We start from the raw sequence: 25,745 nt of genomic DNA on the forward strand, positions 1-25,745 counted from the left end.
AAATAACAGTGCCGCGCGACACGCGCGCTGTTCGGGAGGAGAGAAGATGGCAGAGAAGAACCTGGACGCGGTAGGCCGCTTTCTGGCCCGACAGGGCATCTTGGTGGCCTTCGTGCTTTTTATGGTCGGATTTTCGCTTTGGAATCCGCGCTTTATCGACATTGACAATGTGTTCGGCGTGATCCGGTCCTCGGCGATCCTGGGGGTCATGGCGCTTGGCGTGACTTTCGTGGTGATCGGCGGCAACCTTGACCTCTCGGTCGGGTCGCTGATGTCGTTCTCGGCCATCGTGGTTCTTGACCTGCACGAAAACCCAGCCTTTGGCCCCTATCTGGCTATTCCCGTCATGTTCGCCATGACCATGGCCATCGGGGCGCTGATCGGCTTTCTCGTGGGCTATCTGAGGCTCAACTCGCTGATCGTCACATTGGGGATGCTGTCGGCCATTCACGGCCTGACGCTGACCTGGTCGGGCGGGCAGAACATGGATATCGCCAATCAGGACGCCACCTGGTTTGGCGTCTTCGGGCGCGGCACAGCGCTTGGCATTCCGATCCCGGTTCTGATCTTCGGATTGCTCGCGGCGGTGCTGGCGATCCTTCTTGCCAAGACGCCCTTTGGCCGAAAGGTCTATGCCGTGGGCGGAAATGGCACGGCGGCGACTTTTTCCGGCATCCCGCGCGCGCGGGTGGTGTTCTTCACCTACATCATCTCCTCTTTCTGCGTCGCCACCGCCGGTCTGATTCAGGCCAGCCGTACCATGGGCGCGCAGAACACCGTGGGCCAGGGAATGGAGCTGGAGGTTCTGGCCGCAGTCATCCTCGGGGGTGCATCCCTGCTTGGCGGGTCCGGTACCGTGTTCAAGACCGTGATCGGCGTGCTGATCCTCGGCTTCATCCAGAACGGTCTGCTGCTGGCGGGGCTCGAGTTCTACGTCCAGTTCGTCGTGACCTGGGTCATCATCATCCTTGCCGTGTGGCTCGATATTGCCACCAAGCGCGGCAAGCTCTGGTCAGCGATCGCGTGAGGGGACAGACAGATGAAAAGCGATAACATGTCCAACCTCATTAAGAACGGCGCCATCTGGGGCTTCATCGTACTGGAACTGATCTTCTTCCAGATCGCCGGTGAGTTCTGGTCGCTGTCCGAACGGGCCTTCATGGACCTCGACAACATGCTGCTGCTGCTCAAGCAATCGGCACCCATCGGGATCATCGCGGTCGGCATGACGGTGATCATGATCAACGGCAATATCGACCTGAGCGTCGGGGCGATCTACGCACTTTGTGCCATTGTGATGCTCGACTCGATGTCCTGGCCGTTCATGGAGTCTCTGGGCGATTGGGCGATCCCGCTGGCGTGGCTGTTCGCCCTGCTGACCGGGGCGGTTCTTGGCCTGATCAACGGCATCATCGTGTGGAAGACGGGCGTTGATGCGTTCATCGTGACGCTTGGGTCGATGCTCGGCTACCGGGGCCTTGTCTTCATGTATAACGGCGAGAACCCGACCTATCACCTGAACTGGACGATGGTCGACATCGCGGAATGGGACATTTTCGGGGTCGAAACCCCGGCGCTTGTCTTCCTTGCGGTGGCCCTGATCGTCTGGTTCGTGATGACCCGTACCGTGCATGGGCGCAACGCCTACGCCGTCGGCAACAACCGCGAGGCGGCGGTCAATGCCGCGATCCGGGTGGGGCCGCACATGCTGATCAATTTCGTGCTGATCGGTTTTCTCGCAGCGCTGTCGGCGGTGACCTTCTATTCCGGCAGCGGGTCCGTGAACCCCAATGACGGGATGCTGTTCGAGCTGTGGGCCATCACCGCCGTGGTGCTTGGCGGCACCAAGCTGATCGGTGGGGCGGGGTCCATCGTGGGCACTTTTGGCGGCGTTATCGCAATCCAGCTTCTGCGAAAGGGGCTTGGCCATATCGGTGCCGACACCGCAACCGTGAACCTTGTGATCGGCCTTATCCTTATCGCGGTGCTGTTCCTCGATCGGCAACTGAACGTGAAAGGCAAAGAGGAGTTGAAGGTATGACCGAGAAAACCCCCGTGCTGCGATTGGAAGGCATCGTAAAGACCTTTCCCGGCGTCCGTGCCCTTGACGGCGTTTCCCTGACCCTCCTTCCGGGCGAGGTCCATGCCCTGATGGGCGAAAACGGTGCCGGGAAATCCACGCTGATGAAGGTGCTTGGCGGCATATACCAGCCCGACGAAGGCCAGATCATCGTCGATGAACAACCGGTGGTCATGTCCGGTCCGCTAGAAGCCAAGGCCAAGGGCATCGTCTTCATTCACCAGGAACTCAGCCTCGCAACGGAACTCAGCGTCGCCGAAAACATCTATCTTGGCGAATTGCCGCGAAAGCGGTTCGGACTGGTGGACTGGGCACAGCTTGAGGCCAACACCAATGAGATCCTCAAGAAGCTGAATGTCGGTTTCAACGCGAAGACCCGTGTCGGCAGCCTTTCGATTGCCAATCAGCAGATGGTCGAGATTGCCCGCGCCCTGACCGTCGACGCAAAGGCGGTGATCTTCGATGAACCGACCGCATCCCTGACCGACGCGGAAAAGGTCGTGCTGTTCGAGGTGATCGCCGATCTGCAATCGCAGGGTGTCGGCATCGCCTATATCTCTCACCGGATGGAAGAGATCTTCAAGATCACCGACCGGATCAGCGTCCTGCGCGACGGACAGTATCAGGGAACCGTCAACACCGCCGAAACCGACGAGGAAGGCGTGACCCAGATGATGATCGGGCGAAAGCTCGACCTCAGCCGCAACGAAAGCCATCACGAATTGGGCGATGTGGCCATCGAGGTGCGGGGGCTGAGCTGTGGCAACCTGTATGAGGATGTCAGTTTCGAGGTGCGCCGGGGCGAGGTTGTCGGCTTTTACGGGCTTGTCGGTGCGGGCCGCACCGAGATTGCCGAAACGCTGTTCGGTCTGCGCACCCCGTCGGCGGGCACGATCCTGATGGATGGCGAGGAAGTGACCATCCAGTCGCCGGCCGATGCCATTGCGCGCGGCATCTCTCTGGTGCCCGAGGACCGCAAGGGGCAGGGCCTCGTCCTCGGCATGAACTGTCGCGACAACATGACCTTGCCGCAGGTCGGGGATCTCACTGCGGGGCCATTCGTGTCCGACGGTGCCGAGGTGGCCATCTTCGATCAGTACCGCGACAAGCTCGATATCCGCACTCCGGGCTGGCGACAAACGGTCGGCAATCTCTCGGGTGGCAACCAGCAGAAGATCGTCATCGGCAAATGGCTGTCCATGCATCCCAATGTGCTGATCGTGGATGAACCGACGCGTGGCATCGACGTGGGGTCCAAGTCCGAGATCCACAACCTGATCCGCGAACTGGCCGCGCAGGGCTATGCTGTCATCGTCGTCAGTTCCGAAATGCCCGAGGTTCTGCATGTCTCGGACCGGATTGTGGCAATGTATATGGGACGGATCATCCGCACCTTCACGTCGGAGGAAGTGACCGAGGACAATCTGATTCAGGCGATTTCCGGAATCGGGGGTGGAAAGGCTGCCTGAGATGAAGGTCGGATTTGCCGGACTTGGCAGAATGGGAGCCCGCATGGCCGCGAACCTTGCGGGCGCGGGATATGAGGTGATCCTCTGGAACCGCAGCCCCGACAAGGCGCGCGACCTCGCGACGGCCACCGGCTCTGTCAGCGCGGTCTCTCCCCGCGCGCTGGCAGATGTCGCCGATATCGTCGTGACCATGCTGGCTGACGATGTCTCCTCCGAGGCGGTCCATTTCGGACCGGAGGGCCTGTTTGCCGGGTCGCGCGCCACGCATTTCTTGGAAATGGGGACGATGAGCCCCGATCACATCGCAGCACTGGCCGATGCTGCCCCGGAAGGCCGGGTCGTGATCGACGCGCCCGTGTCCGGTGCCACGCAGGCCGCTCAGGACGCGCAATTGCTGATCATGGCGGGTTGTTCCAAGGACATGCTGGCCCATATCCAGCCGCTGTTTGATGCCATGGGCAAGCAGACGATCTGCCTTGGCCGAACGGGCGCGGGGGCGGTCATGAAACTCGCCGTCAACATGCTGATCCACGGCATCAACCAGACCTTCGCGGAGGCGATGACTTTGGCAGAGGCTACGGGCATCCCCACCGGGGCGGCTTTCGAGGCGATCGAGGCCAGCGCCGCCTGCGCGCCGATGCTGAAATACCGCAAGCCGCTCTATCTCGATGAGGCGTCCCATGAGGTGACCTTCACCGTCGCGCTGGCGCAGAAGGACATGCGCGTGACGGCGGAGCTGGCGGGCAAGCTGGGCGTTCCCCTGCCGCAGAGCCGGGTCACGCTTGACGTACTCAACGAGGCGGCGGGCGCGGGCTATGACGCGCGCGACATGGCCGCAATCCTGAACTACATGCGAGGAAAACAGACATGAAAGCCGCGCTTTTCGTCGGGGGCTGGGAAGGTCACACCCCCACCAACTTCAGTGACTGGTGCAAGGCGCTGCTGGAAGACAATGGCTTCGAGGTCGATGTCTACGACACGCTGGAGCCGCTGGCCTCGCCGGAAAGCCTTGCCGATGTCGACCTGATCGTGCCGATCTGGTCCTCGGCCCGGTCCGGCCACAAGGAAGAGTTTGGCAACATGACCAAGCCGCAGGAGGATGGGCTGCTAAAGCTCATTTCCGAGGGCAGGGGGATTGCAGGTTGGCACGGCCATATGGGCGACGCCTTCCGCGACCGGCCGACCTACCATTTCCTCATCGGCGGGCAGTTCGTGGCCCACCCGCCGGGCTGGCCCGACAATCTGCAACCGGCCGAGGATTACATCGACTACGATGTGACGATCTGCAAACCCGCCGACCCGCTGGTGCAGGGGATCAAGAGCTTCCGACTGCGGTCAGAGCAATACTACATGCTCGTCGATCCCTCGAACGACGTGCTGGCGACCACCACCTTCAGCGGCGATCACCTGTGGTGGATCGAAGGCACGGTCATCCCGGTTGTCTGGAAACGCCGTTGGGACAAGGGCCGGGTGTTCTATTGCTCAATTGGGCACGAGCTGAACGATCTGAAAGTGCCGCAAGTGACCGAGATCCTGCGCCGGGGCATGATCTGGGCTGCAACCCGCGCGGACTGACACTGGCGGGCACGGCCTGTCCACATGGCAGACAAGGCACAAGGCAAAGCGCCCGCGGGATCGACCCTGCGTGCGCTTTCCGGTTTTGTGATGCTGATATCCGTGCAGTCCGGCGCGCCGCGCCTGTCGGTGAAACGAGCGGGTAGTTGACAGGCTACCCCCATAAAGCTTAACAAAGCAACTATACAAGCTGCTTTAGCCCGTGCATGATCTTAGGCGTGATCGGAGGATACGATGCCAATTCCTGCCCCCAATCTGTCACCGCCATTCAACATTGTTCGTCTCAGCCATGTGGAGTTGCGGGTAACGGATCTGGACTGGGCACGCGGGTTCTATGTGGACACGCTCGGGCTGCAAGTCACGCATGAGGATGCCGATGCGATCTACCTGCGGGCGATGGAGGAACGCGGCCATCACTGCCTGATCCTGCGCCGGGCCGATGCAGGGTCTGTCGGCAGTCTTGGCTTCAAGCTCTGGAGCGACGAGGATCTCGACAAGGCCGCCCATTGGTTCGCCGCCCGTGATCTGCCTGTTGACTGGATCGAGCGTCCCTTCATGGGCCGGGTGCTGGCCACGCGCGACCCGTTCGGGGTGCCGCTGGAATTCTACGCGCATATGGACCGGCTGCCCCCGATCCATCAGCAATACAAGCTGTACCGAGGGGTCAAGCCGCTCCGCATCGACCATTTCAACCTGTTCTCATCGAATGTGGATGAAAGCGTGGCCTTCTATAACGAATTGGGTTTTCGCGTCACGGAATACACCGAAGATGCCGAAACGGGCCGGACCTGGGCGGCGTGGATGCACCGCAAGGGCGGCGTGCATGACATTGCCTTCACCAACGGCACCGGGCCTCGGCTGCACCATGTGGCCTTTTGGGTGCCGACACCGCTCAACATCATCGACCTGCTCGACCTGATGTCGACCACGGGTTACCTTGAAAACATCGAACGCGGGCCAGGACGGCACGGGATTTCGAACGCCTTCTTCCTGTATATCCGCGACAAGGACGGGCACCGGACCGAGATCTATTGTTCCGACTACCAGACCATCGACCCCGATCACGAACCGATCAAATGGGATCTGAAAGACCCGCAGCGCCAGACACTTTGGGGCGCACCTGCACCTCGCAGTTGGTTCGAGCTTGGGTCGGTCTTTGATGGGGCCGATCTGGTCGACAGCGATCTGACCTCCCAGCCCATCATCGCCCCCTGAGAGGTGCCCGACATGACTGCATTACCCGCCCGTATCGCTGCCTTCCACGCCGATAGCGCGGACCGCTATGGCGTCGTGACCGAGGCCGGCATCATCGACATGACAGCGCAATTCGGCACCCGCTTTGCCACGCTTCAGGATGTTGTCGCTGCTGGTGCATTGGAAGAGGTCATCGCCGCCGCCCATGGGCAGGCCCCGACCTATCAGCCCGGGGACATCACCTATCTGATCCCTGTGGCGCATCCCGAAAAGATCATCTGCATCGGCGTGAACTTCCCCGACCGGAATGCCGAATACAAGGACGGTCAGGCCGCGCCCGGCAGGCCCTCGATGTTCATCCGCTTCCCGCGTAGTTTCGTGGGCCACGGCCAGAACCTGATCCGCCCGCCGGAATCGCCGCAGCTGGATTATGAAGGCGAAGTGACCATCGTCATCGGAAAGGGCGGGCGGCGCATCCCGCGAGAAACGGCCTATGATCACATCGCCGCCCTGACACTGTGCAACGAAGGTACGATCCGCGATTGGGTGCGTCACGCGAAGTTCAACGTCACGCAAGGCAAGAACTGGGATAGGTCGGGGGCGATTGGCCCTTGGCTGGTGCCGTTCAGGGATGCGGCGCAGCTCGATGATATCGCGCTCACCACCCGCGTGAATGGCGAGGTCCGGCAGCAGGACCGGACGGGGCGGATGCTCTATGATTTCCGCTATATCGTGAACTATGTCTCGACCTTCACCACGCTGGTCCCCGGCGATGTCATCGTCTGCGGCACCCCCACCGGCGCGGGTGCGCGGTTCGATCCGCCGATCTGGCTGAAGCCCGGCGACGTGATCGAGGTGGAGGCCGAGGGCATCGGCATTCTGCGTAACGGGGTGGAGGACGAAGGATGCTGACGCGGGCCGAGGTGGATCAGGCGGCGCAGGATCTGTTGCAGGCCGAGGCGGATCGCCGTCAGATCGGTCTGCTGTCCCTGCGCCATCCGGGGATCACGCTGGACGATGCCTACGCGATCCAATCCGCCCAGATGGCCCGCAAACTGGCCCAGGGCCGTCGCATCATCGGCTGGAAGATCGGCCTGACCTCCAAGGTTATGCAGGACGCGCTTGGCATCGACACGCCCGATAGCGGCGTCATCTATGACGACATGGATTTCCCCGATGGCAGTACCGTGCCCGCCGGGCGATTCATCCAGCCAAGGATCGAGGCGGAGATTGCATTTGTTCTGAAGGGGCCCTTGCATGGGCAGGTGACGCGTGACCAGGTGCTGACCGCGACCGACTACGTGGCCCCCGCGATCGAGATCCTCGACACCCGCATTCAGCGCGCCGACCCCGTGACCGGCCAGCCGCGCAGGATCTTCGACACCGTGGCCGACAACGCCGCGAATGGCGGCATCGTTCTGGGCGGGCAGCGTCACGCGCCCGAGGATGTCGACCTCCGGTGGGTCGGCGCGATCCTGACGAAGAACGATCAGGTCGTGGCCACAGGGCTTGGCGCAGCCGTGCTGAACGATCCCGTCATGGGCATTGTCTGGCTGTCGGACCGCATGGGCCAATATGGGCAGCATCTGGAAGCGGGGCAGGTGGTTCTGGCAGGGTCCTTCGTTGCCCCGGTGGAATGCCCGCCGGGCACGGATATCCATGCGGATTATGGGCCTTTCGGGTCGGTTTCGGTGCGGTTCGCCTGAGCGCCTAAAACGGCATCCCCGAAAACCGCGCCACCAGTTCCGCGATATTGCGGGCGTCGAATTTCTTCAGCAGCCGGGCGCGATGCTGTTCCACCGTGCGGTAGGACAGGTCCAGCTTGCGCCCGATTTCCTTGGATGTCAGGCCCTGTCCGGTCAGCATCGCCACCTCTCTCTCGCGCGGGGTCAGCTGCACAACAGGGCGGGCCTCTGACAGGTCCGAGAAAGACCAGACGCCGCGTGCGAACGGGTCGTCGGGTGTCAGCGACCGCCCCCGCCCCCGGCACCAGAAGAGCTCTCCGGTCAGGCGCTGCATGATCCGTTCATCGTCATAAGTGCCGCTTTCGCGCATCGCCGCCAGCCCGCGCGCGCCGATCCTCTGGTAGTCCTCGACCGACGGGTAAAGCCGCGCCATGTCCATGCCCGCGAACGCCTCAACCGGCCCGGCGAAGATCTCGGCAAAGCGCAGATTGGCAGCCCGGATCACCCGGTTTTCCAGCAGAACAAGGCCAAGCGGCGCATGAGTGAAGGCAAGGGCGTGCGGGTCCATATCAATAGGTCTAGCGTGATTGCGCGGCTTTGGGGATACCCCTTGTTACCCACGTAGTTCTACGGAATTGCCGGGTGCCGCGCGCAGGCGCATCCTGCCGCCAGCATCATAGGGAGGAACCGGGAATGGTTCATATCGTTGGCTGGGGTCACACGAAATTCGGTAAGCTGGAAGGGCAGGGGATCGAAGATCTTGTCATCGAGGCCGGACGCGAGGCGCTGGCCCATGCGTGCATTGCACCGGGCGAGGTGGACGGAATCTGGATGGGCCATTTCAACGGCGGCATGGTGCCCGATGGCTTCCCCGCCTCGATGGCCCTGTCGATAGACCCGTTGATGCGCTTCACCCCCGCAACCCGTGTTGAGAACGCATGTGCGTCCGGATCTGCCGCCGTCTTCGCCGCACGCAACGCGATCCTGGCGGGCGAGGCGAAGGTGGCGCTCGTCCTGGGGGTTGAGAAGATGACCCACCTGCCCACCCGTGATGTGGCCGCCGCGCTTGGCCATGCCGCCTATCAGAAGGAAGAGGCGGGCCTGTCCTTCCCCGCCGTCTTCGCAGGCTTCGCGCGGGCCTATTTCGACAGGTACGGCGACAAGACGGAAGCCTTGGCAATGATCGCCGCCAAGAACCACGCCAATGCCATGGCGAACCCTCTGGCGCAGCTGCACAAGGAACTGCCGGTGGAGTTCTGCGCAACGGAAAGCGAGCGCAACCCGATGATCGCGGCACCCCTGAAGATGTCGGATTGCTCACTGGTGTCTGACGGGGCCGCTGCCATCGTGCTTGTCGCTGATGACGTGGCAAGGGCCATGCCCCGCGCCGTGCGCCTGCGGGCGGCCGAACAGGTGAATGACTTCCTGCCCATGTCACGCCGTGACCTGACGGCGTTCGAAGGCCCGCGAGAGGCGTTCCGGCGGGCGCTTCTGGCCGGTGGCGTGACGCTTGACGATCTGCATGTGGCCGAGGTGCATGACTGTTTCACCATCGCCGAGCTGATGATTTACGAGGCCATGGGGCTGGCCGCGCCGGGGCAGGGGGAGAGCCTGCTGCGCGAAGGGGCGGTCATGCGGAACGGGCGGCTGCCGGTGAACCTGTCGGGCGGGCTGAAGGCCAAGGGGCACCCGGTTGGGGCCACGGGGGTCTCCATGCATGTGCTGGTGTCGCGGCAGGTGACCGGCACCGCAGAAGAGATGCAGCAAGACGGCGCGTCTTTGGGTATGGTGTTCAACATGGGCGGCTCTGGCGTCGCCAATTACTGCACCATTCTGGAGGCCGAGCGCGCCTGATGAACATATCCTTCTGGCTTCACCGTATGGCTCAGGTCAGCCCCGACCGGCCCGCGATGTATCTTGGAACCGATCTTGTAGAAGATTACGGCAGCTTCCACGCCAAGGCCGCTGCCGTGGCGGGCTGGCTGACCGCCAAGGGCATCGGCCCCGGCGATCGGGTGGCGCTTTTCATGAAGAACGTGCCCGATTACCTGATCGTGCAATATGGCGCGTGGTATGCGGGCGCGGCGGTGGTGCCGATCAATGCCAAGCTGCACGGGCGAGAGGCCGCGTGGATCATCGGCGATTCCGGCACCAGGCTGAGCTTCGCCTCGCCCGGCATGGCCGGGGACCTGCGCGAGGCGGAGGCGGCGGGCGAGATCGTCGATATCGGCACCGGGATGGACGCCATCTACGCCACCGACCCGATCCCCGCGCAGGACCGCAGCCCGGATGATCTGGCCTGGCTCTTCTACACCTCCGGCACCACCGGGCGGCCCAAGGGGGTTATGATCACGCACAGGATGCTGATCTCAATGGCGCTGTGCTACGAGGTCGATGCCGATGCGGTCAGTCCTGACGATGCCGCGCTTTACGCCGCGCCCCTTTCCCACGGGGCCGGGATCTACAACCTGATGCATGTCCGTGCCGGGGCGCGTCACGTTTTCCCGCCGTCGGGCGGGTTCGATGAGGCGGAGATTTTCGCGCTGGCCAAGCATCACACCCGCATCCACATGTTCGCCGCCCCAACTATGGTCAAACGGATGACCGAGATCGCGAAAGAGACCGGAGAAACCGGCGAAGGGTTGCGGACGGTCGTCTATGCGGGCGGGCCGATGTATGTCGCTGATATTGTCGAGGCCGTGGATCAATTCGGACCGGTTTTTGTGCAGGTTTACGGACAGGGTGAATGCCCGATGGGGATCACCGCGCTTTCCCGCCATGATGTAACCGACCGCCGCCACCCCCGCTGGCGCGAAAGGCTCGCCTCGGTCGGGCGCGCGCAATCCGCTGTTGAAGTGAGGATCGGCGATGCAGAGGGCAACCCGCTGCCGCCGGGCGAACACGGCGAGATCATGGTCAAGGGCGACACCGTCATGCCCGGCTATTGGCAGAACGCCGAGGCCACGGCCAAGACACTGCTGAACGGCTGGCTGATGACCGGGGACATGGGCTTCATGGACGCAGATGGCTATGTCACCATGCAGGACCGATCCAAGGACATGATCATCTCGGGCGGGTCCAATATCTACCCGCGTGAAGTGGAGGAGGTGCTGCTGATGCATGACGCCGTGTCAGAGGCCTCCGTCGTCGGCAAACCGCATCCCGATTGGGGGGAGGAGGTGGTGGCCTTCTATGTCGGACAGGCGCGGCCGGAGGAGCTGGACCAGCTCTGCCTCGACAATATCGCGCGCTTCAAACGGCCCAAGCACTACCGTCGGGTCAAGGCGCTGCCCAAGAACAATTACGGCAAGGTTCTGAAGACCGAGCTGCGCAAACTGCTGGAGCATGACAGATGACGGATCTTTCGGGAAAGACGGCGCTGGTCACCGGATCGGTGCAGGGGATCGGTTTTGCGATTGCCGAGGCACTGGCCGGGGCTGGTGCGCGGGTCGCCCTGCACGGGATCGCGACAGAGACCGAGATTGAAACGGCGAGCGCGGCTTTGCGGGCCGCTGGCGCAAGTGAGGTCCGCTTCTTCCCCGGCGACCTGATGCAGCCCGAGGAAATTGATGCCCTGATGGCTGCAGTGGCCGATTGGGGCGGGGCCGATATCCTCGTCAACAACGCAGGCATCCAGCACCCCGCGCCGATAGCCGACATGCCGCGCGCCAACTGGAACGCGATCATCGCCGTGAACCTGTCAGCGGCCTTCCATACCATGCAGCACGCGCTGCCGGTGATGGCGGACAGGGGCTTTGGCCGGGTGGTCAATATCGCCTCGGTCCAAGGACTGATCGGTTCGGTCCACAAGGCGCCTTATGTGGCGGCCAAGCACGGGATCATCGGCCTATCGAAAGTGGCGGCGCTGGAATATGCGATGGCGGGCAGCAAAGCCTCGGGCGGCGTGACGGTGAACTGCATCTGCCCCGGCTGGACCGAAACCGCGCTGATCGTGCCGCAGATCGAGGCGCGCGCCCAGATCATCGGCGGCGACAGGGATGCTGCCATCGCCGACCTGCTGGCCGAAAAACAACCCACCCGCCGCACCTCGGACCCATCCGAGATCGGGCGGCTGGCGCTGTGGCTCTGCGATCCCATGGCCCATAACGTGACCGGCACGGCCATCCCCGTGGATGGCGGCTGGACGGCACAGTAGGCCCGATACACTCAGTTTCTGCGGCGGGGCGGTCACAGACCTGGCATTCTGTGAGGGCCGCTCTTGCCGGGTGGCGGGGGCATGGCTACATGGGCCTGTATGAAACGTTTCATCCCCTTCATGTCATCCGACCCTCTGGTCGCCGTCATTCGGCTGACCGGGCCCATTGCCAGCGGCAGCCGGGCCGGGGTTCTGAACGACATGGCCATGGCCCCCGCCATCGAGAAGGCCTTTGCCAAGGGCAAGCCAAAGGCGGTGGCGCTGGTGATCAACTCGCCCGGTGGCTCGCCCGCGCAATCCTCGCTCATCGCTGCCCGCATCCGGCGGCTGGCGGAAGAGAAGAAGGTGCCCGTTCATGCCTTCGTCGAAGATGTGGCGGCCTCGGGCGGCTATTGGCTGGCCTGTGCGGCGGATCACATCTGGCTCGATGACAGCTCTATCGCGGGGTCGATCGGGGTGATTTCCGCCAGCTTCGGCTTGCAGGACTTTATCGCGCGACATGGCATTGAACGGCGCGTCCACACGGCAGGCAAGGACAAGTCCATGCTGGACCCGTTCCGCCCTGAGAGGGACGAGGATATCGCCCGTCTGAAAGGGCTGCAGGCGCAGATCCACGAAAGCTTCATCGCCCATGTGAAGGCGCGCCGGGGTGACCGGCTGGCAGAGGATGCGGATATCTTCACCGGCGAGTTCTGGGTAGGGCAGCGCGCCGTCGATCTGGGGCTGGCCGATGGCATCGCCCATCTGGTGCCCAAGATGAAAGAGCTTTACGGCGAGAAGACCCGCTTCGCTGTCCACGGCCCCAAGCGGGGCCTCTTTCAGCGCTTCGGTGCCAGCCTGACGGCAGAGGCGCTGGGACAGGTCGAGGATCGTGCCACATGGGCGCGGTACGGGCTCTGACATGCTGGTCAAGATCGCAACATTCTTCCTCGTTGGCATGGCGGTTCTGGCCATGTTCGGGCGGCTGCGCTGGCCGGGCGGGGCGCGGCGTGTGACGCGGCGCAAAAGCGGCAGTCTGCCACGCCCCCGCACCTGCCCCACCTGCGGGCAGATCAACGTGACGGGCGGGGCCTGCCGCAATTGCAACGAGGGGCGCAGCTAAGTGCTGATCACCGAATTCCTTCTGGCGGGGCTTGGCCTCGTAATCCTTCTGCTTGCGGGGGATACGCTGGTCAGGGGCGCGGTGAACCTGAGCCTGCGCCTCGGCATCCCGGCACTTATCGTCAGTCTGACCATCGTGGCCTTCGGCACCTCGGCGCCCGAACTTCTGATCTCGATCAGCGCCATTCTGGACGGGGTGCCGGGGCTGGCGCTTGGCAATGTGGTGGGGTCGAACACCGCCAATATCCTGCTGGTTCTGGGTATTCCCGCGCTCATGTCGGGGCTGGATACCAGTCAATGCGACACCCGCCGCAACTTCGTGATCATGATGGTTGCGACCCTGGCCTTCATCGGGCTGGCCTTCGCCGGTCCGTTCACATGGTGGCACGGGCTGATCCTTTTGGCGGGTCTGGCGCTGATGCTGGGGGAAGCCGCCTGGACAGCGCGGTCGCACAAGCGCGACAGCGCCGCCACGGCCGCATTGGAAGAGCTGGAGGATGTGGAAGGCGCCGACCCCGACATGCCCTGGTGGCAGATCGTCGTCTTCCTTTTGCTCGGGCTCGTGGGCCTGCCGCTTGGCGCAGATCTGCTGGTGGATAGCTCGGTGGTGATCGCGCGCAGTTTCGGCGTTAGCGAAACCGCCATCGGGTTGACGCTTGTGGCCGTCGGCACCTCGCTGCCGGAACTGGCCACAACCGTCATGGCCGCGCTGCGCCGTCATGCCGAAGTGGCGCTGGGCAATGTGATCGGGTCGAACATCTTCAACCTTCTGGGAATCATCGGCGTCGCGTCCTTGGTCGGGCCGATCCCGGTCGACGCGGAGATCCTGACCTTCGATCTGTGGATCATGCTGGCCGCCTCGTTGCTGCTGATCCCGTTCGTTTATTTCCGTTGGGTGTTTGGCCGCGTCGTGGGGGTGGTTTTCACCGTGCTGTACCTCATTTATGTGATCAGTGTCCTGAGCTGAACGGAGGGCAAGGATGACCGCACTCGTGACAGGTGGGGCAAAGCGGCTTGGCCGGGCCATGGCGTTGGCGCTGGCAGAGGCGGGCCATGACGTGGCCATCCACTATGCCGGATCATCGAATGAAGCCGAAGACACCGCAAACGCCATCCGCGCCCTTGGCCGCCGGGCCGTGACGCTCCAGGCGGACCTGTTGAATGAAGACCAGACTCAGGCCCTGCTGCCCCGCGCGGTTGAGGCCCTCGCTCAGCCGGTGACGGTGTTGGTCAACAACGCCTCGGTCTTTGAATACGACAACATCCAGTCGATGACCCGGACCAGCTGGGACAGGCACATGGAATCCAACCTGCGCGCGCCGGTGGTGCTGACGCAGGCGCTGGCCGCGCAGATGCCCCCGGCGGAACCCGACGAGAATGGCGAGCCGCAGGCGCGGGGGCTGGTGGTCAACATGGTCGATCAGCGGGTGCAGAAGCTGACGCCCGAATTCATGAGCTACACCATCGCCAAGATGGGGCTTTGGGCTTTCACCCGCACCGCCGCGCAGGCGCTGGCCCCGCATGTGCGTGTCAACGCCATCGGGCCTGGTCCCACCATGCAGGGCGTGCGCCAGTCCGACAGCCATTTTGCACGTCAGCGCAAGGCAACGGTTCTGAGCCGTGGTGCGGATGCAGAGGGCATTGTTCAGGCGCTGCTTTATTTCCTTCACGCGCGCAGCGTGACGGGGCAGCTGATCTGCGTCGATGGTGGCCAGCACCTGGCTTGGCAGACCCCTGATATTCTTGGCGTCGAATAGACCCGAACCGGCCTTTTTCGGCAGGTCGCCCGCAGTTTTCCACCGTTAACGCTGCGGTAACAGGGGTGTGACCCTTTTATGACATGCTTCCTTAACATGCCTGTGGAAAAAAAAATTCCACTTGTTTTCAGTAGATTAAAAGGGTGCCTAAAATTTAGGCAATTCGATGAACCCTGCCAAATACAAGGAAAAATCACCGATCCCAACATTTTATCCCTAAGGTTATCCACAGAAACCGTGGACAAGGTTTTCCTTGAACATGCCCCCGGATCGTTGCAGCCGACAATGGAATCGATTCAACTGGATCACGATGTCTGAAACGCCCTCTGAAATGCCGCTGACCGGCCATGAATTGATCGCCTCTTACCTGAAGCTGATTGACGGCTCTCCGGGCGTTTACCGCATGCTCGATGCGCAGGCGCGGGTGCTTTACGTGGGCAAGGCGCGGAACCTGAAGAAGCGTGTGGCAAACTATGCCAAGCCCACGGGCCACAGCGCCCGGATCGCCCGGATGATCCGCGAGACGACCGAGATGATGTTCCTGACCACGCGCACGGAAACCGAGGCGCTGCTGCTGGAACAGAACCTGATCAAGCAGCTGAAACCGCGCTACAACGTGCTGCTGCGCGACGACAAGAGCTTCCCAAACATCCTCGTCAGCCGGTCGCACGCATTTCCGCAGATCAAGAAGCATCGCGGCGCGAAGAAGGAGAAGGGCAATTACTACGGCCCCTTCGCCAGCGCCGACGCGGTGAACCGGACCCTGAACCAGTTGCAGAAGGTCTTCCTGCTGCGCAACTGCTCAGACGCCACCTTCGATAGCCGCACACGGCCGTGCCTGCTCTACCAGATCAAGCGGTGCAGCGGCCCTTGCGTGGGCCTGATCTCGGCGGAAGCTTACGCGCAATCGGTTAAGGATGCCGAGCGGTTTCTGTCCGGCAACGGCGGCCATATTCAGGAGGCGCTGGCGCGGGACATGCAGGCCGCGTCCGAGGCGATGGAATTCGAACGCGCCGCCGCCCTGCGGGACCGTATCCGCGCGCTGACCGTGGTGCAGGGGGTGCAAGGCATCAACCCGCGCGGCGTGGCCGAGGCCGACGTCGTGGCGTTGCATATGGAGGGCGGGCAGGCCTGCGTTCAGGTCTTTTTCATCCGCGCCAACCAGAACTGGGGTAACCGCGATTTCTACCCGCGCACCGGGTCCGGCGCGGAAGAGGCAGAGGTGCTGGAGGCGTTCCTTGGCCAGTTCTATGACGAGAAGGACCCGCCAAGGCAGATACTGCTGTCGCACCCCATCGAGAATGCCGACCTGATGGCAGAGGCATTGACGGAAAAACGCGGCCGCAAGGTGGAATTGCTGGTGCCGCTCAGGGGCGAAAAGGCCGAACTGGTGTCCTTCGCGGCAAGGAACGCCCGCGAAAGCCTCGCCCGTAAGATGAGCGAGGCCGCCACGCAGGGCAGATTGCTGGATGGGCTGGCGGAGGCGTTCGGGCTGGAAAACCCGCCCGAGCGGATCGAGGTCTACGACAACTCTCACATCCAGGGCACCAATGCCGTGGGCGGCATGATCGTGGCCGGGCGCGAGGGATTTTTGAAAAGCCAGTACCGCAAGTTCAACATCAAGGGCGACAGCCTGACGCCGGGCGACGATTTCGGCATGATGAAAGAGGTTCTGAACCGCCGCTTCAAACGCCTGCTGAAAGAAGACCCGGACCGAGAAAGCGACGCCTGGCCCGACCTTCTGCTCATCGACGGCGGCGCGGGACAGGTGAGCGCGGTGGCGGAGATCCTTGCCGATCTGGGCATCGACGACGTTCCCTTTATCGGCGTCGCCAAGGGGATCGACCGCGATGCGGGCAAGGAGGAGTTCCACCGCCTCGGCAAGCCCGCCTTCGCCCTGAAGCGCAACGACCCGGTGCTTTATTTCGTCCAGCGCCTGCGCGACGAGGCGCACCGCTTCGCCATCGGCACGCACCGCGCCAAGCGCGCCAAGGCCATCGGGGCCACGCCTCTGGATGACGTGCCCGGCGTCGGCGCCACCCGCAAACGTGCGCTTCTGGCCCATTTCGGCAGCGCCAAGGCGGTCAGCCGCGCGGACCTTGCCGATCTGAAGGCCGTGGACGGGATCTCGGATGCGCTGGCCGAAACAATCTATGATTTCTTCCATGAAAAAGGTTGACCCCGTGCGCGCAAAATCGCGCGGGGCGTTGCCGCCGGGGCTGGTCCCGCCCCTGCAACCGCGCTAATGCTTGGCCATGCGATGGACCTTGCCAAATATCCTGACAGTCGCGCGGCTTGCCGCCGCCCCCGGCGTTGCGATCATCTTCCTGATCCTGCCGCGCCCCTATGCCGACTGGGTCGCCCTGATCCTCTTCGTGACAGCGGCCCTGACCGACTGGCTCGACGGCTATCTGGCGCGTCTGTGGAAACAGCATAGCCGTTTCGGCGCCATGCTCGACCCGATTGCCGACAAGGCGATGGTGGTGATCGCCCTGGCCACGCTGATGGGGCTTTTCGGGTTCCAGACCGTGTTGATTCTGCCCGTCGCCGCGATCCTGTTCCGAGAGGTCTTCGTCTCTGGCCTGCGCGAATTCCTCGGCAACAAGGCGGGCACGCTCAGCGTGACGAAACTGGCCAAGTGGAAAACCACCGTGCAGATGGTCGCCATCGCGGTGCTGTTTTCCTACGGGATTTTCGAGCATCATTTTGGAATGAATGTCTATGGCATGTCAGCCGAAATCGTTGCCCAGATCTTTGCAGGCGAGGTCGAGGATGAGTTCCACCTTGTCGCCCTCAGCCAATGGGCCAACCGCGCCTATTACGGCGGCATCGTCCTGCTGTGGCTTGCGGCGGCACTGACCGTGGTGACAGGCGTGGACTACCTGGCCAAGGCCATGCCCCATCTGCGGGAGGACCCCCATGATTGAGCTGCGCTATTTCGCCTGGCTGCGCGAACGCGTGGGCACAGCGCACGAAACCATCGAAACAGAGGCCAGCACCGTGGCCGAACTGATCGAAGAGCTGAAAGCGCGGGATGAGGGCTATGCCTTTGCGTTCTCTGACCTCAAGGCCATCCGCGCCGCGGTGGATCAGGACCTGGTCGATCTGGACGCGCCGATTGCGGGGGCGAAGGAAGTCGCCTTCTTCCCGCCGATGACCGGGGGCTGAGATGCCCGAGATCATCGTTCAGTCCGACAGCTTCGACATGGGCGAGATGCTCAACCGCTTTGCGGCGCGGCAGGCGAATGCGGGCGCGGTGGTCAGCTTTTCCGGCATCGTTCGCGATGTGGCGACGGGCGATCTCGACGCCATGGAGATCGAGCACTACCCGGGCATGACCGAAAAAGCGCTGGCAAAGATCGCAGAGGAGGCGATGAGCCGATGGCAACTGGCCGACGCTTTCATCCTGCACCGCTACGGGCGCATGGGGCAGGGCGACACCATCATGATGGTCGCCACCGCTTCGCGTCACCGGGCAGATGCCTTCGCGGCGGCAGAGTTTCTGATGGACTACCTGAAATCGCGCGCGCCGTTCTGGAAGAAGGAAATCACGGGCGAGGGCGCGGCATGGGTCGCGGCCCGCGACGAGGATGAAGACGCCCTCGCGCGCTGGCAGCAGCGGTAGGCTCATGATCTGACCGTCATTTTCGGAAAGGACTGCGGCGCCGCAGGAATGCGGGGCAATGGGCATGGAACCGGCCTGCCTTGGCCCTTTCGGGGCTGTCTTCGGCAAAGGCCCAGAAATCCCCTCGTGATCCGGAAACCGGCGTCACCCGGCAAGCGCTTGGACCATACAAAAGCACAAATCCCCTAAGAATTCGTGAACTTTCCCCTTCTTCTTGGCAAAAAATACTCCCGCCGGAGGCATCCAAACCCCTCCACACGCCCGACCCGATGACAGACGCATAACCAGCAACCACGTGTCCGTGGCAACACGGCCCGACGAGGGCCCCGAAGGGGCCTGAGAAGGGCCGTTCCCGGGTCGGCGACGCAGTCGGCGAAACCGCCTACCCCTGGTTCTGCTGTTCCACGTGGATGCGCAGCTCTTCGGCTTCCTGCCGCGCCTCGCGCAAACCCTCCATGGCTGCCCGCAGCTCGGCCTCGGTCTGGGTGATCTGGTTGGTCAGTTCCGCTTCGCGGTGCTGCAGGTAGGAAATCGCCTGATCGCGGGTCTCTTCCGCGTCATGCAGCGCCTTGGCCATTTCCTCCAACTCGTTCATGTCGACGCCCGACACCCGTGTCAGCCGGTGCACCAGCCAGTTGGCGAACCAGCCAAGCGCGAAGGCCACGAAGAGGATGATCGCGATCACCACGATGAATTCGGTGCGGTTCATTCGGTGTCCTCCTCGGCCGCTGCGGGCACTAGGTTATCGGGGCGCATCACGGGCCGGGGGGCATCGGCCAGCAGCTGTGCGCGGGCCTCGGCGGCCTCGCGTGCATCGCGTTCCGCCACGTCGCTGGCCAGCAGAAATTCGATCCGCCGGTTGGTCTCGCGCCCGTCTTCGCTGTCATTGTCGGCAATGGGCCGCGTCTCGCCATAGCCCTGCGCGGTCAGGTTCGCGGTCAGCACCCGCCGCGCCAAAAGCCCGTTCAGCACCGCGTCGGCCCGGCCCTGGCTCAGCCGCAGGTTCATTTCCTCGCGGCCCTGGCTGTCGGTGTGGCCGCCGATCTCCATATCCACATGGGAACAGTCCGGCAGGATCTCGGCCAGATCGTCCAGAATGCGCCCCGTCTCTTCGTTGATCTCGACCGATCCGGGATCGAAGGTGATCTTGCGCTGATCGAGAATGGCATTGATCCGGTCGAGGCACTGTTGCGGCGTCAAGAGCCCGGTCTGCGGGTCCAGGCTGGCCACATAGGTTACGTCGATCTCGAACCTTTCGGCGGCGCCCAGAAGCTCGCTCATCAACTGGCTCAGGTCAGAGGTGGTGCTTTCGCTGCCGGAATTGCCTCGAATGCGCACGGTGTCGGGTTCGACCACGACGGCCCCGTTATGCAGCTGTGCCATGGCCTCCAGCCCGGCCATCACCCGCAGGGTCCAGCCGCCGGGCAGGTCTTCGTCGATACGGGTCGCGACATAGGTATTCTGGCGGCCGAACAACGCCGTGGCATAGGCTTGCACGGCCTCGGTGATGCGCTCATCGGGCAGGCGGCCACGCAGTTGCACATAGCCCTCGGGGCTGCGGGTGGCGGTAAAGGTTGGCAGGCCGTCTTCGGCCTCTTCCTCGGGCGGCGGGTCGGGCAGCACGGCGTGGAGCGAAAAGACCTCCGGCAGGGCGGCGTCCAGTTCGCCGATGACTTCGTCGAATAGATCCGGTGAGGTGCCTTGCGCCACGATCAGGGTGATATCGGCATCCGAGAAGGTCACGGTCGCATCCTCGAACCGGCTGACCGCGGCAATCGCCAACTCGGCGGCGGTGGCCCAGTTGGGCGACGGCACGCCAAGCCCGATGCGGCAGCTGTCCTGCCCGGTCAGCCCGGCATTGCGCGCAGCGGTCAGGATGCGGTCGCGGCTGTCTTCGGTCCCGGCGGAGCAGGACTCGAACCGACCGCCGCCTGCGGATTGGACATAGCGCAAGGTGAACGGCGTGATCACCGGGCGGGGGGCCGAGATATCCAGCACCAGCTGGACCGAAGAGGGGCGGTTTTCCTCAAGGAAGCGCTGCCACTGGTCGCGTTGCTGACGGCTGTCGGCCACCGCCTCGACCACCACCTGCCCGTCATAGACGGAAACCTTGGCGCGCGGCAGTTCCGCCAGGGCCAGCAGGCCGAAACGCAGCGCGGGCGCCCATCCGGCGGGCACCGGGAAAGCGGCGGTTTCGACCATGTTGGCTACGTGCAGGCCATCGGCCAGTTCGTTGATTCCCGTGGTCAGGCTGTCATCGCCATCGGCGGTCGGCACCAGCCCGATCAGCGACACCCCGTCATCGTTGCGCAGCATCTCCAGCGAAAAGCGTGGCGGTTCGATACCTTCGGGGTCCAGCACGTCCATATTGTCGATGATGCGGTCGGTATCCACGATCTCGGCAGCGCGGCGCAGGGCGTGAAAGCGCGCGGCCTCGTCCGGGGCGGTCCCAGCCATCAGCACGCGCAACCCGTCGGCCCCGATCTCGACCCAGTCGAGCCCGTCTTCGCGCATGGCGAAATTGACCGCCTGCACCGATTGCTGCTCGATCTGACGCGCGCCGAAGACAGCCATGAACAGGCTGAGCACGGCGGCAAGCGCAAAGGCCCCCAAAGCGGCGAAATGAAAGGCTAAACGCATGCGTCTTGTGACTGCCCCAGGATCAATTGCATCTGCTTTAACGGCTAGGCCCTAGAGGTTCAATGAAACGAGCGCTGCGGCGGCAAAAAACAGCGCAGGGATCAGACCCGCGTCACGATTGGCGCGGAACAGGTGCATGCAGATATCGGGGTCGTCGATATCCAGCCGCCCCATCTGCCAGACCATGTGCCAGCCAAAGCCCCATGCCCCGACAAGCGCCAGAACCAGCGACAGGATGCCCGCAGAAGGCGTCAACGCCCCGATTATGGCCACGGCCATCAGTACGACCGACAGCACCAGAAAGCCCCGCAGGATGGGTTTGGTGTTGTCTCCGAACAGGCGCGCGGTGGATTTCACGCCAATGAGCGCGTCGTCTTCCTTGTCCTGATGGGCGTAGATCGTGTCGTAGAAGATCGTCCAGGCCATGCCTGCGAGGTAGAGCACGACGGGTGGCCAGGAAAGACTGCCGGTATGGGCGACCCATGCCAGAAGCGCGCCCCAGTTGAAGGCAATGCCGAGAAAGACCTGCGGCCACCAGGTGAAGCGTTTGGCGAAGGGGTAGATGACGACCGGCAGCAGCGCGATGATCCCCATCAGGATCGCTGCACTGTTGAAGGTCAGCAGGATCGCAAAGGCCACCAGGGCCTGTATGGCGAGCCAAGCAAAAGCCTGCTTCACGCTGACCTGCCCCGACGGGATGGGCCGAGACCTTGTGCGTGCCACGGCGGCGTCAAACTCGCGGTCGGTGATGTCGTTCCACGTACAGCCCGCGCCGCGCATCAGGAACGCCCCCATGCCGCAGCCAAGCGCGATCCACAGGTCTTCCCATCTGGGCGTCGTGGCGGCAGCGGCCAGCCCCACGCCCCACCAGCAGGGCAGAAGCAGCAGCCATGTGCCGATCGGCCGGTCGGCCCGCGACAGGCGCAGATAGGGGCGGGACCACGCGGGCGCCAGCCGATCCACCCAATTGCCGTGCACGGCGTCATGCACCTGCCCCTCTGGCGTTTCGTTCAAGCCGGTCATAAGGTCCGTCCCATGTCGTCGCGTGCAAAGATACGGCTCTTCGTAGAGCATCCCCTTGGGCAAGGGCAAACGGTTCCCTTGTCGCGGGAACAGGCGCATTACCTCTTTGGGGTGATGCGACTTGGTGTGGGGGCCGAAGTGGCCCTGTTCAACGGCCATGACGGGGAATGGACGGCCGAGGTGGTGGAGGCCGGAAAGCGTGGTGGTGTTCTCGACTGCCGCGATCAGGCCGCGCCGCAGATGTTGCCGCCAGACCTGTGGCTGATCTTTGCCCCGATCAAGAAGGCGCGCACCGATTTCATCGTCGAGAAAGCCGCCGAAATGGGCGCTGCCCGGATCATGCCGGTGCAGACCGGCTTCACCAATTCCGAACGCATAAGGCAGGACCGGCTACAGGCCCATGCGGTTGAGGCCGCCGAACAATGCGGCGGCACCTATGTGCCCCCGGTCGAGGATCTGCAGAAGCTCGACCGGTTGTTGGCGAATTGGCCCGAGGATCGGCAGCTCATATTCTGCGACGAAAGCCTCGTCGGGGCTCGCGCCGCGTTGGAGGCGGCACCCAAGGGCGACAAATGGGCGATCCTGATTGGTCCCGAGGGCGGGTTTTCCGACGCCGAACGCGCACGGCTCACCGCCCATCCCGCCACGACCGCGATCAGCCTCGGCCCCCGCATCCTGCGCGCCGATACCGCCGCCGTCGCGGCGCTGACGTTGTTTCAATCCACGCGGGGCGACTGGTGAGCGGTTTCTTCCGACCCGAGGCGATGGCCACCCTGCGCCGCTGGCGTGAGGCGCTGATCGGGCTGGCGGTGCTGGCCGCGGGGGCCTTCGTGGCGTTGGCGGCGCTGACTGTCATTATCCTGGGCGTGGGCATTGCCTTTGCGGCCATCGGCCTCTTTCTGCTATGGGGCGGTATCCAGCGAGGACGGTTCCGGCAGGCGGCCATCGGGCCGGGGATCGTGACGCTCGATGAAGGCCGCGTGACCTATATGGGGCCGCTGGACGGGGGCGTCATCGACATCGAGGATATGACCGTGCTGATGCTGGATGGTCGCAGCCGCCCGCCGGTCTGGGTGCTGCGCCAGAACCATGCCGCGCCGGTTCACATTCCGGTGAATGCCACGGGGGCGGACCGGCTCTTTGACGCGTTCTTGCGATTGCCGGGCATTCATACCGGGCAAATGGTTTGGAAACTGAACCGTTCCGAAAGGAATCTGGTGCTGATCTGGGAACGCGAAGATGGGCTCGGCTGGCCTCAGGCGCTGAATTGACACCGCCTGCATTTGCACCCATCAAGGGCCCCTGAAAGCGACAGTGCAGGAGCAGCCCCATGTCCATCCCCCAATCCGGCGGCGGCCCGATCGAACGGCATGAACAACTGGCGGAATATCTCGCCGATGGCTGCAAGCCGAAGGAAGACTGGCGCATCGGCACCGAGCACGAGAAATTCGGCTACTGCAAGGACACGCTGAAGCCGCTGCCCTATGCGGGTGAACGGTCGATTCTGGCGGTGCTGGAGGGGCTGCGCGACGGTCATGGCTGGGATCCGTTGGTCGAGGGCGGCAACCTGATTGGCCTGACCAAGGATGGCGCCAATATCAGCCTTGAACCCGGCGGGCAGCTTGAACTGTCGGGTGCGCCGCTGGAAACCATCCACCAGACCTGCGACGAGGTGAACGACCACCTGCGCGACGTGAAGGACATTTCCGACAAGATCGGCGTGGGCTTCATCGGTCTGGGCGCGGCCCCGATCTGGTCGCATGAAGACATGCCGCTGATGCCCAAGGGGCGCTACAAGCTGATGGACGGCTACATGCAAAAGGTCGGCACCATGGGCACGACCATGATGCGCCGGACCTGCACCGTTCAGGTGAACCTCGATTTCGGGTCCGAGGCCGACATGGTGCAGAAACTGCGCGTGGCGCTGGCATTGCAGCCGGTGGCCACGGCGCTTTTCGCCAATTCGCCCTTCCTGGACGGTAAGGTAAATGGCCACAAATCCTGGCGCAGCCGGGTCTGGCGTGATCTGGATGCCGACCGCACCGGGATGCTGCCTTTCGTGTTCGAGGAGGGCTTCGGGTTCGAGAGATGGGTCGAGTATGCGCTCGATGTGCCGATGTATTTCGTCTACCGCGACGGGCAGTATATCAACGCATTGGGTCAGTCCTTCCGCGACTTCCTGCAAGGCAAACTGCCCGCGCTGCCGGGCGAAACGCCGACCCTGTCCGATTGGGCCGATCACCTGACGACGGTCTTCCCCGAGGCGCGGATCAAGAAATTCATCGAGATGCGCGGGGCCGATGGTGGCCCCTGGCGCAGGCTCTGCGCGTTGCCTGCCTTCTGGGTGGGGCTACTCTATGATCAGACGGCGCTGGATGCGGCCTGGGATCTGGTCAAAGGCTGGGACGCGGAAACGCGTGAGGCGTTGCGGGTGGCGGCGTCGATCGACGGGCTTCAGGCAAAGGTGAACGGCGTCAACATGCATGATCTCGCGCGCGAAGCGGTCGCGATTTCCGAGGCGGGTCTGAAGGCCCGCGCCCGCCCCGGTGCAGGCGGGCTGGTGCCCGATGAGACCCATTTCCTGAATGCGCTGAAAGAAAGCATCGATAGCGGTCAGGTGCCCGCCGACGAATTGCTGGCGCAGTACAATGGCGATTGGAACGGCGACCTCAGCCGGATCTATTCCGAGTTCAGCTACTGACGCTCAGACCCCGCGCGCTTCCTTGTTGCGCTGGATTTCCGGCAGCACGCGCGACTGGTAGTAGGCCTTGAAATCGGCCTCCTGCTGTTCGCGCATGGCGGCCTTTATCTCCGGGTCCAACTCTCCCATCAGCGCGGGGTGATCGTTCAGGCGGCGGCGGGGGCCGAGCGGATCGGGACCATAGGTGTTGCGCCCGTTGCTGCCCGGCAGACAAAGCAGCACCAGCATCCAGATGCCACCGATCAGCGGCACGAACATGATGAAATACCACCAGCCGCTGCGGTCGGTGTCATGCAGGCGCCGGACCATGGCCGAGAGGCTGGGCATGAAGAACAGCAGGAAATGCACGGCGGTGAAGATCCAGACATTGTTCATGAACCCGGCGGGCAGCGTGCCGCTGTATTTCATGTCCTCCAGGATCTGCGGATTGGCGAGGAGATAGCTTATGAACCAGGCCGTGATACCGAAGCTCAGTAAGGTCTGGAACAGCACAAACCACCAGTATTCCGACCGCGTGGCCCGGCCCGAAAAGGTAAAGCTTTTCTGATAGCAGGTCTTGATGGCGCCAAAAAATCCCATGATGTCCTCTGGGTAACGAGTTATATCCCGCTCTTATTGGGCCACGCGACTATGGCCGGAGTGGGGCGGTCCCGGGTCCGCTCTGCGGCTTTGGCGGACCGGATCGACCTTGGATGTCCCGAAAAAGGCTTCGGGGAAGTTTTTATTGAACCGATTTCGG

Annotated in this window: 27 protein-coding genes; 22 read left to right on the top strand and 5 right to left on the bottom strand. The window is 63.3% G+C overall.

Annotated features, from left to right (window positions below):
- Positions 1-46: 46 nt before the first annotated feature.
- The 8 genes from ACOOEX_RS00995 to hpaH all read left to right on the top strand — a co-directional run bounded on the left by ACOOEX_RS00995 (position 47) and on the right by hpaH (position 8,024).
- Positions 47-1,027 carry an ABC transporter permease gene (locus ACOOEX_RS00995; protein ID WP_420396724.1) on the top strand — a complete coding sequence of 327 codons (981 nt, stop codon included), beginning with the start codon at positions 47-49 and terminating at the stop codon, positions 1,025-1,027.
- 27 nt (positions 1,028-1,054) lie between these two features.
- Positions 1,055-2,041 carry an ABC transporter permease gene (locus tag ACOOEX_RS01000; RefSeq protein WP_420396725.1) on the top strand — a complete coding sequence of 329 codons (987 nt, stop codon included), beginning with the start codon at positions 1,055-1,057 and terminating at the stop codon, positions 2,039-2,041.
- Positions 2,038-3,549: a sugar ABC transporter ATP-binding protein gene (locus tag ACOOEX_RS01005; RefSeq protein WP_420396726.1), complete on the top strand. Its 1,512-nt coding sequence runs from the start codon at positions 2,038-2,040 to the stop codon at positions 3,547-3,549. Before ACOOEX_RS01000 ends, ACOOEX_RS01005 begins: the two co-directional genes overlap by 4 nt.
- A 43-nt stretch (positions 3,550-3,592) precedes the next feature.
- Positions 3,593-4,420: an NAD(P)-dependent oxidoreductase gene (locus ACOOEX_RS01010; RefSeq protein WP_420396727.1), complete on the top strand. Its 828-nt coding sequence runs from the start codon at positions 3,593-3,595 to the stop codon at positions 4,418-4,420.
- The gene (locus tag ACOOEX_RS01015) at positions 4,417-5,124 is read left to right on the top strand and encodes a ThuA domain-containing protein (protein ID WP_420396728.1); all 708 of its coding nucleotides are present in this window, start codon (positions 4,417-4,419) and stop codon (positions 5,122-5,124) included. The genes ACOOEX_RS01010 and ACOOEX_RS01015 overlap by 4 nt, the downstream gene beginning before the upstream one ends.
- A 234-nt stretch (positions 5,125-5,358) precedes the next feature.
- Positions 5,359-6,339 (top strand): 3,4-dihydroxyphenylacetate 2,3-dioxygenase, encoded by a 981-nt coding sequence (gene hpaD, locus ACOOEX_RS01020; RefSeq protein WP_420396729.1) that lies wholly within the window; start codon positions 5,359-5,361, stop codon positions 6,337-6,339.
- Positions 6,340-6,351: 12 nt separating this feature from the next.
- A complete protein-coding gene (locus ACOOEX_RS01025; RefSeq protein ID WP_420396730.1) occupies positions 6,352-7,230 on the top strand; it encodes a fumarylacetoacetate hydrolase family protein in 879 nt (292 codons plus the stop codon).
- Positions 7,224-8,024, top strand: a complete 801-nt coding sequence (gene hpaH, locus ACOOEX_RS01030) for a 2-oxo-hept-4-ene-1,7-dioate hydratase (RefSeq protein WP_420396731.1) — start codon at positions 7,224-7,226, stop codon at positions 8,022-8,024. The genes ACOOEX_RS01025 and hpaH overlap by 7 nt, the downstream gene beginning before the upstream one ends.
- 4 nt (positions 8,025-8,028) lie before the next feature.
- Here the strand turns inward: hpaH and ACOOEX_RS01035 are convergent, their stop codons facing one another.
- Positions 8,029-8,571 carry a LuxR C-terminal-related transcriptional regulator gene (locus ACOOEX_RS01035; protein WP_420396732.1) on the bottom strand — a complete coding sequence of 181 codons (543 nt, stop codon included), beginning with the start codon at positions 8,569-8,571 and terminating at the stop codon, positions 8,029-8,031.
- Positions 8,572-8,696: 125 nt separating this feature from the next.
- Between ACOOEX_RS01035 and ACOOEX_RS01040 the strand changes: the two genes are divergently transcribed.
- The 11 genes from ACOOEX_RS01040 to ACOOEX_RS01090 all read left to right on the top strand — a co-directional run bounded on the left by ACOOEX_RS01040 (position 8,697) and on the right by ACOOEX_RS01090 (position 18,642).
- Positions 8,697-9,857 (top strand): acetyl-CoA acetyltransferase, encoded by a 1,161-nt coding sequence (locus tag ACOOEX_RS01040; RefSeq protein WP_420396733.1) that lies wholly within the window; start codon positions 8,697-8,699, stop codon positions 9,855-9,857.
- Positions 9,857-11,359: a class I adenylate-forming enzyme family protein gene (locus tag ACOOEX_RS01045; protein ID WP_420396734.1), complete on the top strand. Its 1,503-nt coding sequence runs from the start codon at positions 9,857-9,859 to the stop codon at positions 11,357-11,359. The genes ACOOEX_RS01040 and ACOOEX_RS01045 overlap by 1 nt, the downstream gene beginning before the upstream one ends.
- Complete coding sequence (locus ACOOEX_RS01050; protein WP_420396735.1) at positions 11,356-12,159, top strand: 3-hydroxybutyrate dehydrogenase; 804 nt, start codon at positions 11,356-11,358, stop codon at positions 12,157-12,159. The genes ACOOEX_RS01045 and ACOOEX_RS01050 overlap by 4 nt, the downstream gene beginning before the upstream one ends.
- Before the next feature lie 99 nt (positions 12,160-12,258).
- Positions 12,259-13,059 (top strand): S49 family peptidase, encoded by an 801-nt coding sequence (locus ACOOEX_RS01055; protein WP_420396736.1) that lies wholly within the window; start codon positions 12,259-12,261, stop codon positions 13,057-13,059.
- Position 13,060: 1 nt separating this feature from the next.
- Entirely contained in the window at positions 13,061-13,261 is a 201-nt protein-coding gene (locus ACOOEX_RS01060) for a hypothetical protein (RefSeq protein WP_420396737.1), read from the top strand.
- 6 nt (positions 13,262-13,267) lie between these two features.
- Positions 13,268-14,227 (top strand): calcium/sodium antiporter, encoded by a 960-nt coding sequence (locus ACOOEX_RS01065; RefSeq protein ID WP_420398303.1) that lies wholly within the window; start codon positions 13,268-13,270, stop codon positions 14,225-14,227.
- 13 nt (positions 14,228-14,240) lie between these two features.
- On the top strand, positions 14,241-15,017 hold the full coding sequence (locus ACOOEX_RS01070; protein ID WP_420396738.1) for an SDR family oxidoreductase: 777 nt from the start codon (positions 14,241-14,243) through the stop codon (positions 15,015-15,017).
- A gap of 310 nt (positions 15,018-15,327) precedes the next feature.
- A complete protein-coding gene (gene uvrC, locus ACOOEX_RS01075) occupies positions 15,328-17,196 on the top strand; it encodes an excinuclease ABC subunit UvrC (RefSeq protein WP_420396739.1) in 1,869 nt (622 codons plus the stop codon).
- Positions 17,197-17,272: 76 nt separating this feature from the next.
- Positions 17,273-17,944, top strand: a complete 672-nt coding sequence (gene pgsA / locus ACOOEX_RS01080; RefSeq protein ID WP_420396740.1) for a CDP-diacylglycerol--glycerol-3-phosphate 3-phosphatidyltransferase — start codon at positions 17,273-17,275, stop codon at positions 17,942-17,944.
- Positions 17,937-18,185, top strand: a complete 249-nt coding sequence (gene moaD / locus ACOOEX_RS01085; RefSeq protein WP_420396741.1) for a molybdopterin converting factor subunit 1 — start codon at positions 17,937-17,939, stop codon at positions 18,183-18,185. The genes pgsA and moaD overlap by 8 nt, the downstream gene beginning before the upstream one ends.
- Position 18,186: 1 nt before the next feature.
- Complete coding sequence (locus tag ACOOEX_RS01090) at positions 18,187-18,642, top strand: molybdenum cofactor biosynthesis protein MoaE (protein ID WP_420396742.1); 456 nt, start codon at positions 18,187-18,189, stop codon at positions 18,640-18,642.
- Between the two features lie 382 nt (positions 18,643-19,024).
- Here the strand turns inward: ACOOEX_RS01090 and ACOOEX_RS01095 are convergent, their stop codons facing one another.
- The 3 genes from ACOOEX_RS01095 to ubiA are packed head-to-tail and all read right to left on the bottom strand — an operon-like array spanning position 19,025 to position 22,305.
- Entirely contained in the window at positions 19,025-19,351 is a 327-nt protein-coding gene (locus tag ACOOEX_RS01095) for a hypothetical protein (RefSeq protein ID WP_071691324.1), read from the bottom strand.
- Positions 19,348-21,282, bottom strand: coding sequence for an OmpA family protein (locus tag ACOOEX_RS01100; RefSeq protein WP_420396743.1), 1,935 nt, complete (start codon positions 21,280-21,282; stop codon positions 19,348-19,350). Before ACOOEX_RS01100 ends, ACOOEX_RS01095 begins: the two co-directional genes overlap by 4 nt.
- A 51-nt stretch (positions 21,283-21,333) precedes the next feature.
- Entirely contained in the window at positions 21,334-22,305 is a 972-nt protein-coding gene (gene ubiA, locus ACOOEX_RS01105; protein ID WP_420396744.1) for a 4-hydroxybenzoate octaprenyltransferase, read from the bottom strand.
- Positions 22,306-22,317: 12 nt separating this feature from the next.
- Between ubiA and ACOOEX_RS01110 the strand changes: the two genes are divergently transcribed.
- The 3 genes from ACOOEX_RS01110 to ACOOEX_RS01120 are packed head-to-tail and all read left to right on the top strand — an operon-like array spanning position 22,318 to position 25,006.
- Positions 22,318-23,046 (top strand): 16S rRNA (uracil(1498)-N(3))-methyltransferase, encoded by a 729-nt coding sequence (locus ACOOEX_RS01110; protein WP_420396745.1) that lies wholly within the window; start codon positions 22,318-22,320, stop codon positions 23,044-23,046.
- Entirely contained in the window at positions 23,043-23,576 is a 534-nt protein-coding gene (locus ACOOEX_RS01115) for a hypothetical protein (protein ID WP_420396746.1), read from the top strand. Before ACOOEX_RS01110 ends, ACOOEX_RS01115 begins: the two co-directional genes overlap by 4 nt.
- A gap of 59 nt (positions 23,577-23,635) precedes the next feature.
- The gene (locus ACOOEX_RS01120) at positions 23,636-25,006 is read left to right on the top strand and encodes a glutamate--cysteine ligase (RefSeq protein WP_420396747.1); all 1,371 of its coding nucleotides are present in this window, start codon (positions 23,636-23,638) and stop codon (positions 25,004-25,006) included.
- A gap of 3 nt (positions 25,007-25,009) precedes the next feature.
- Here the strand turns inward: ACOOEX_RS01120 and ACOOEX_RS01125 are convergent, their stop codons facing one another.
- A complete protein-coding gene (locus ACOOEX_RS01125; RefSeq protein WP_420396748.1) occupies positions 25,010-25,585 on the bottom strand; it encodes a DUF805 domain-containing protein in 576 nt (191 codons plus the stop codon).
- Between the last annotated feature and the right edge of the window lie 160 nt (positions 25,586-25,745).

Origin of the sequence: Nioella sp. (assembly GCF_965215655.1) — a bacterium.
In the GTDB taxonomy this organism is placed as follows: Bacteria; Pseudomonadota; Alphaproteobacteria; order Rhodobacterales; family Rhodobacteraceae; genus Nioella.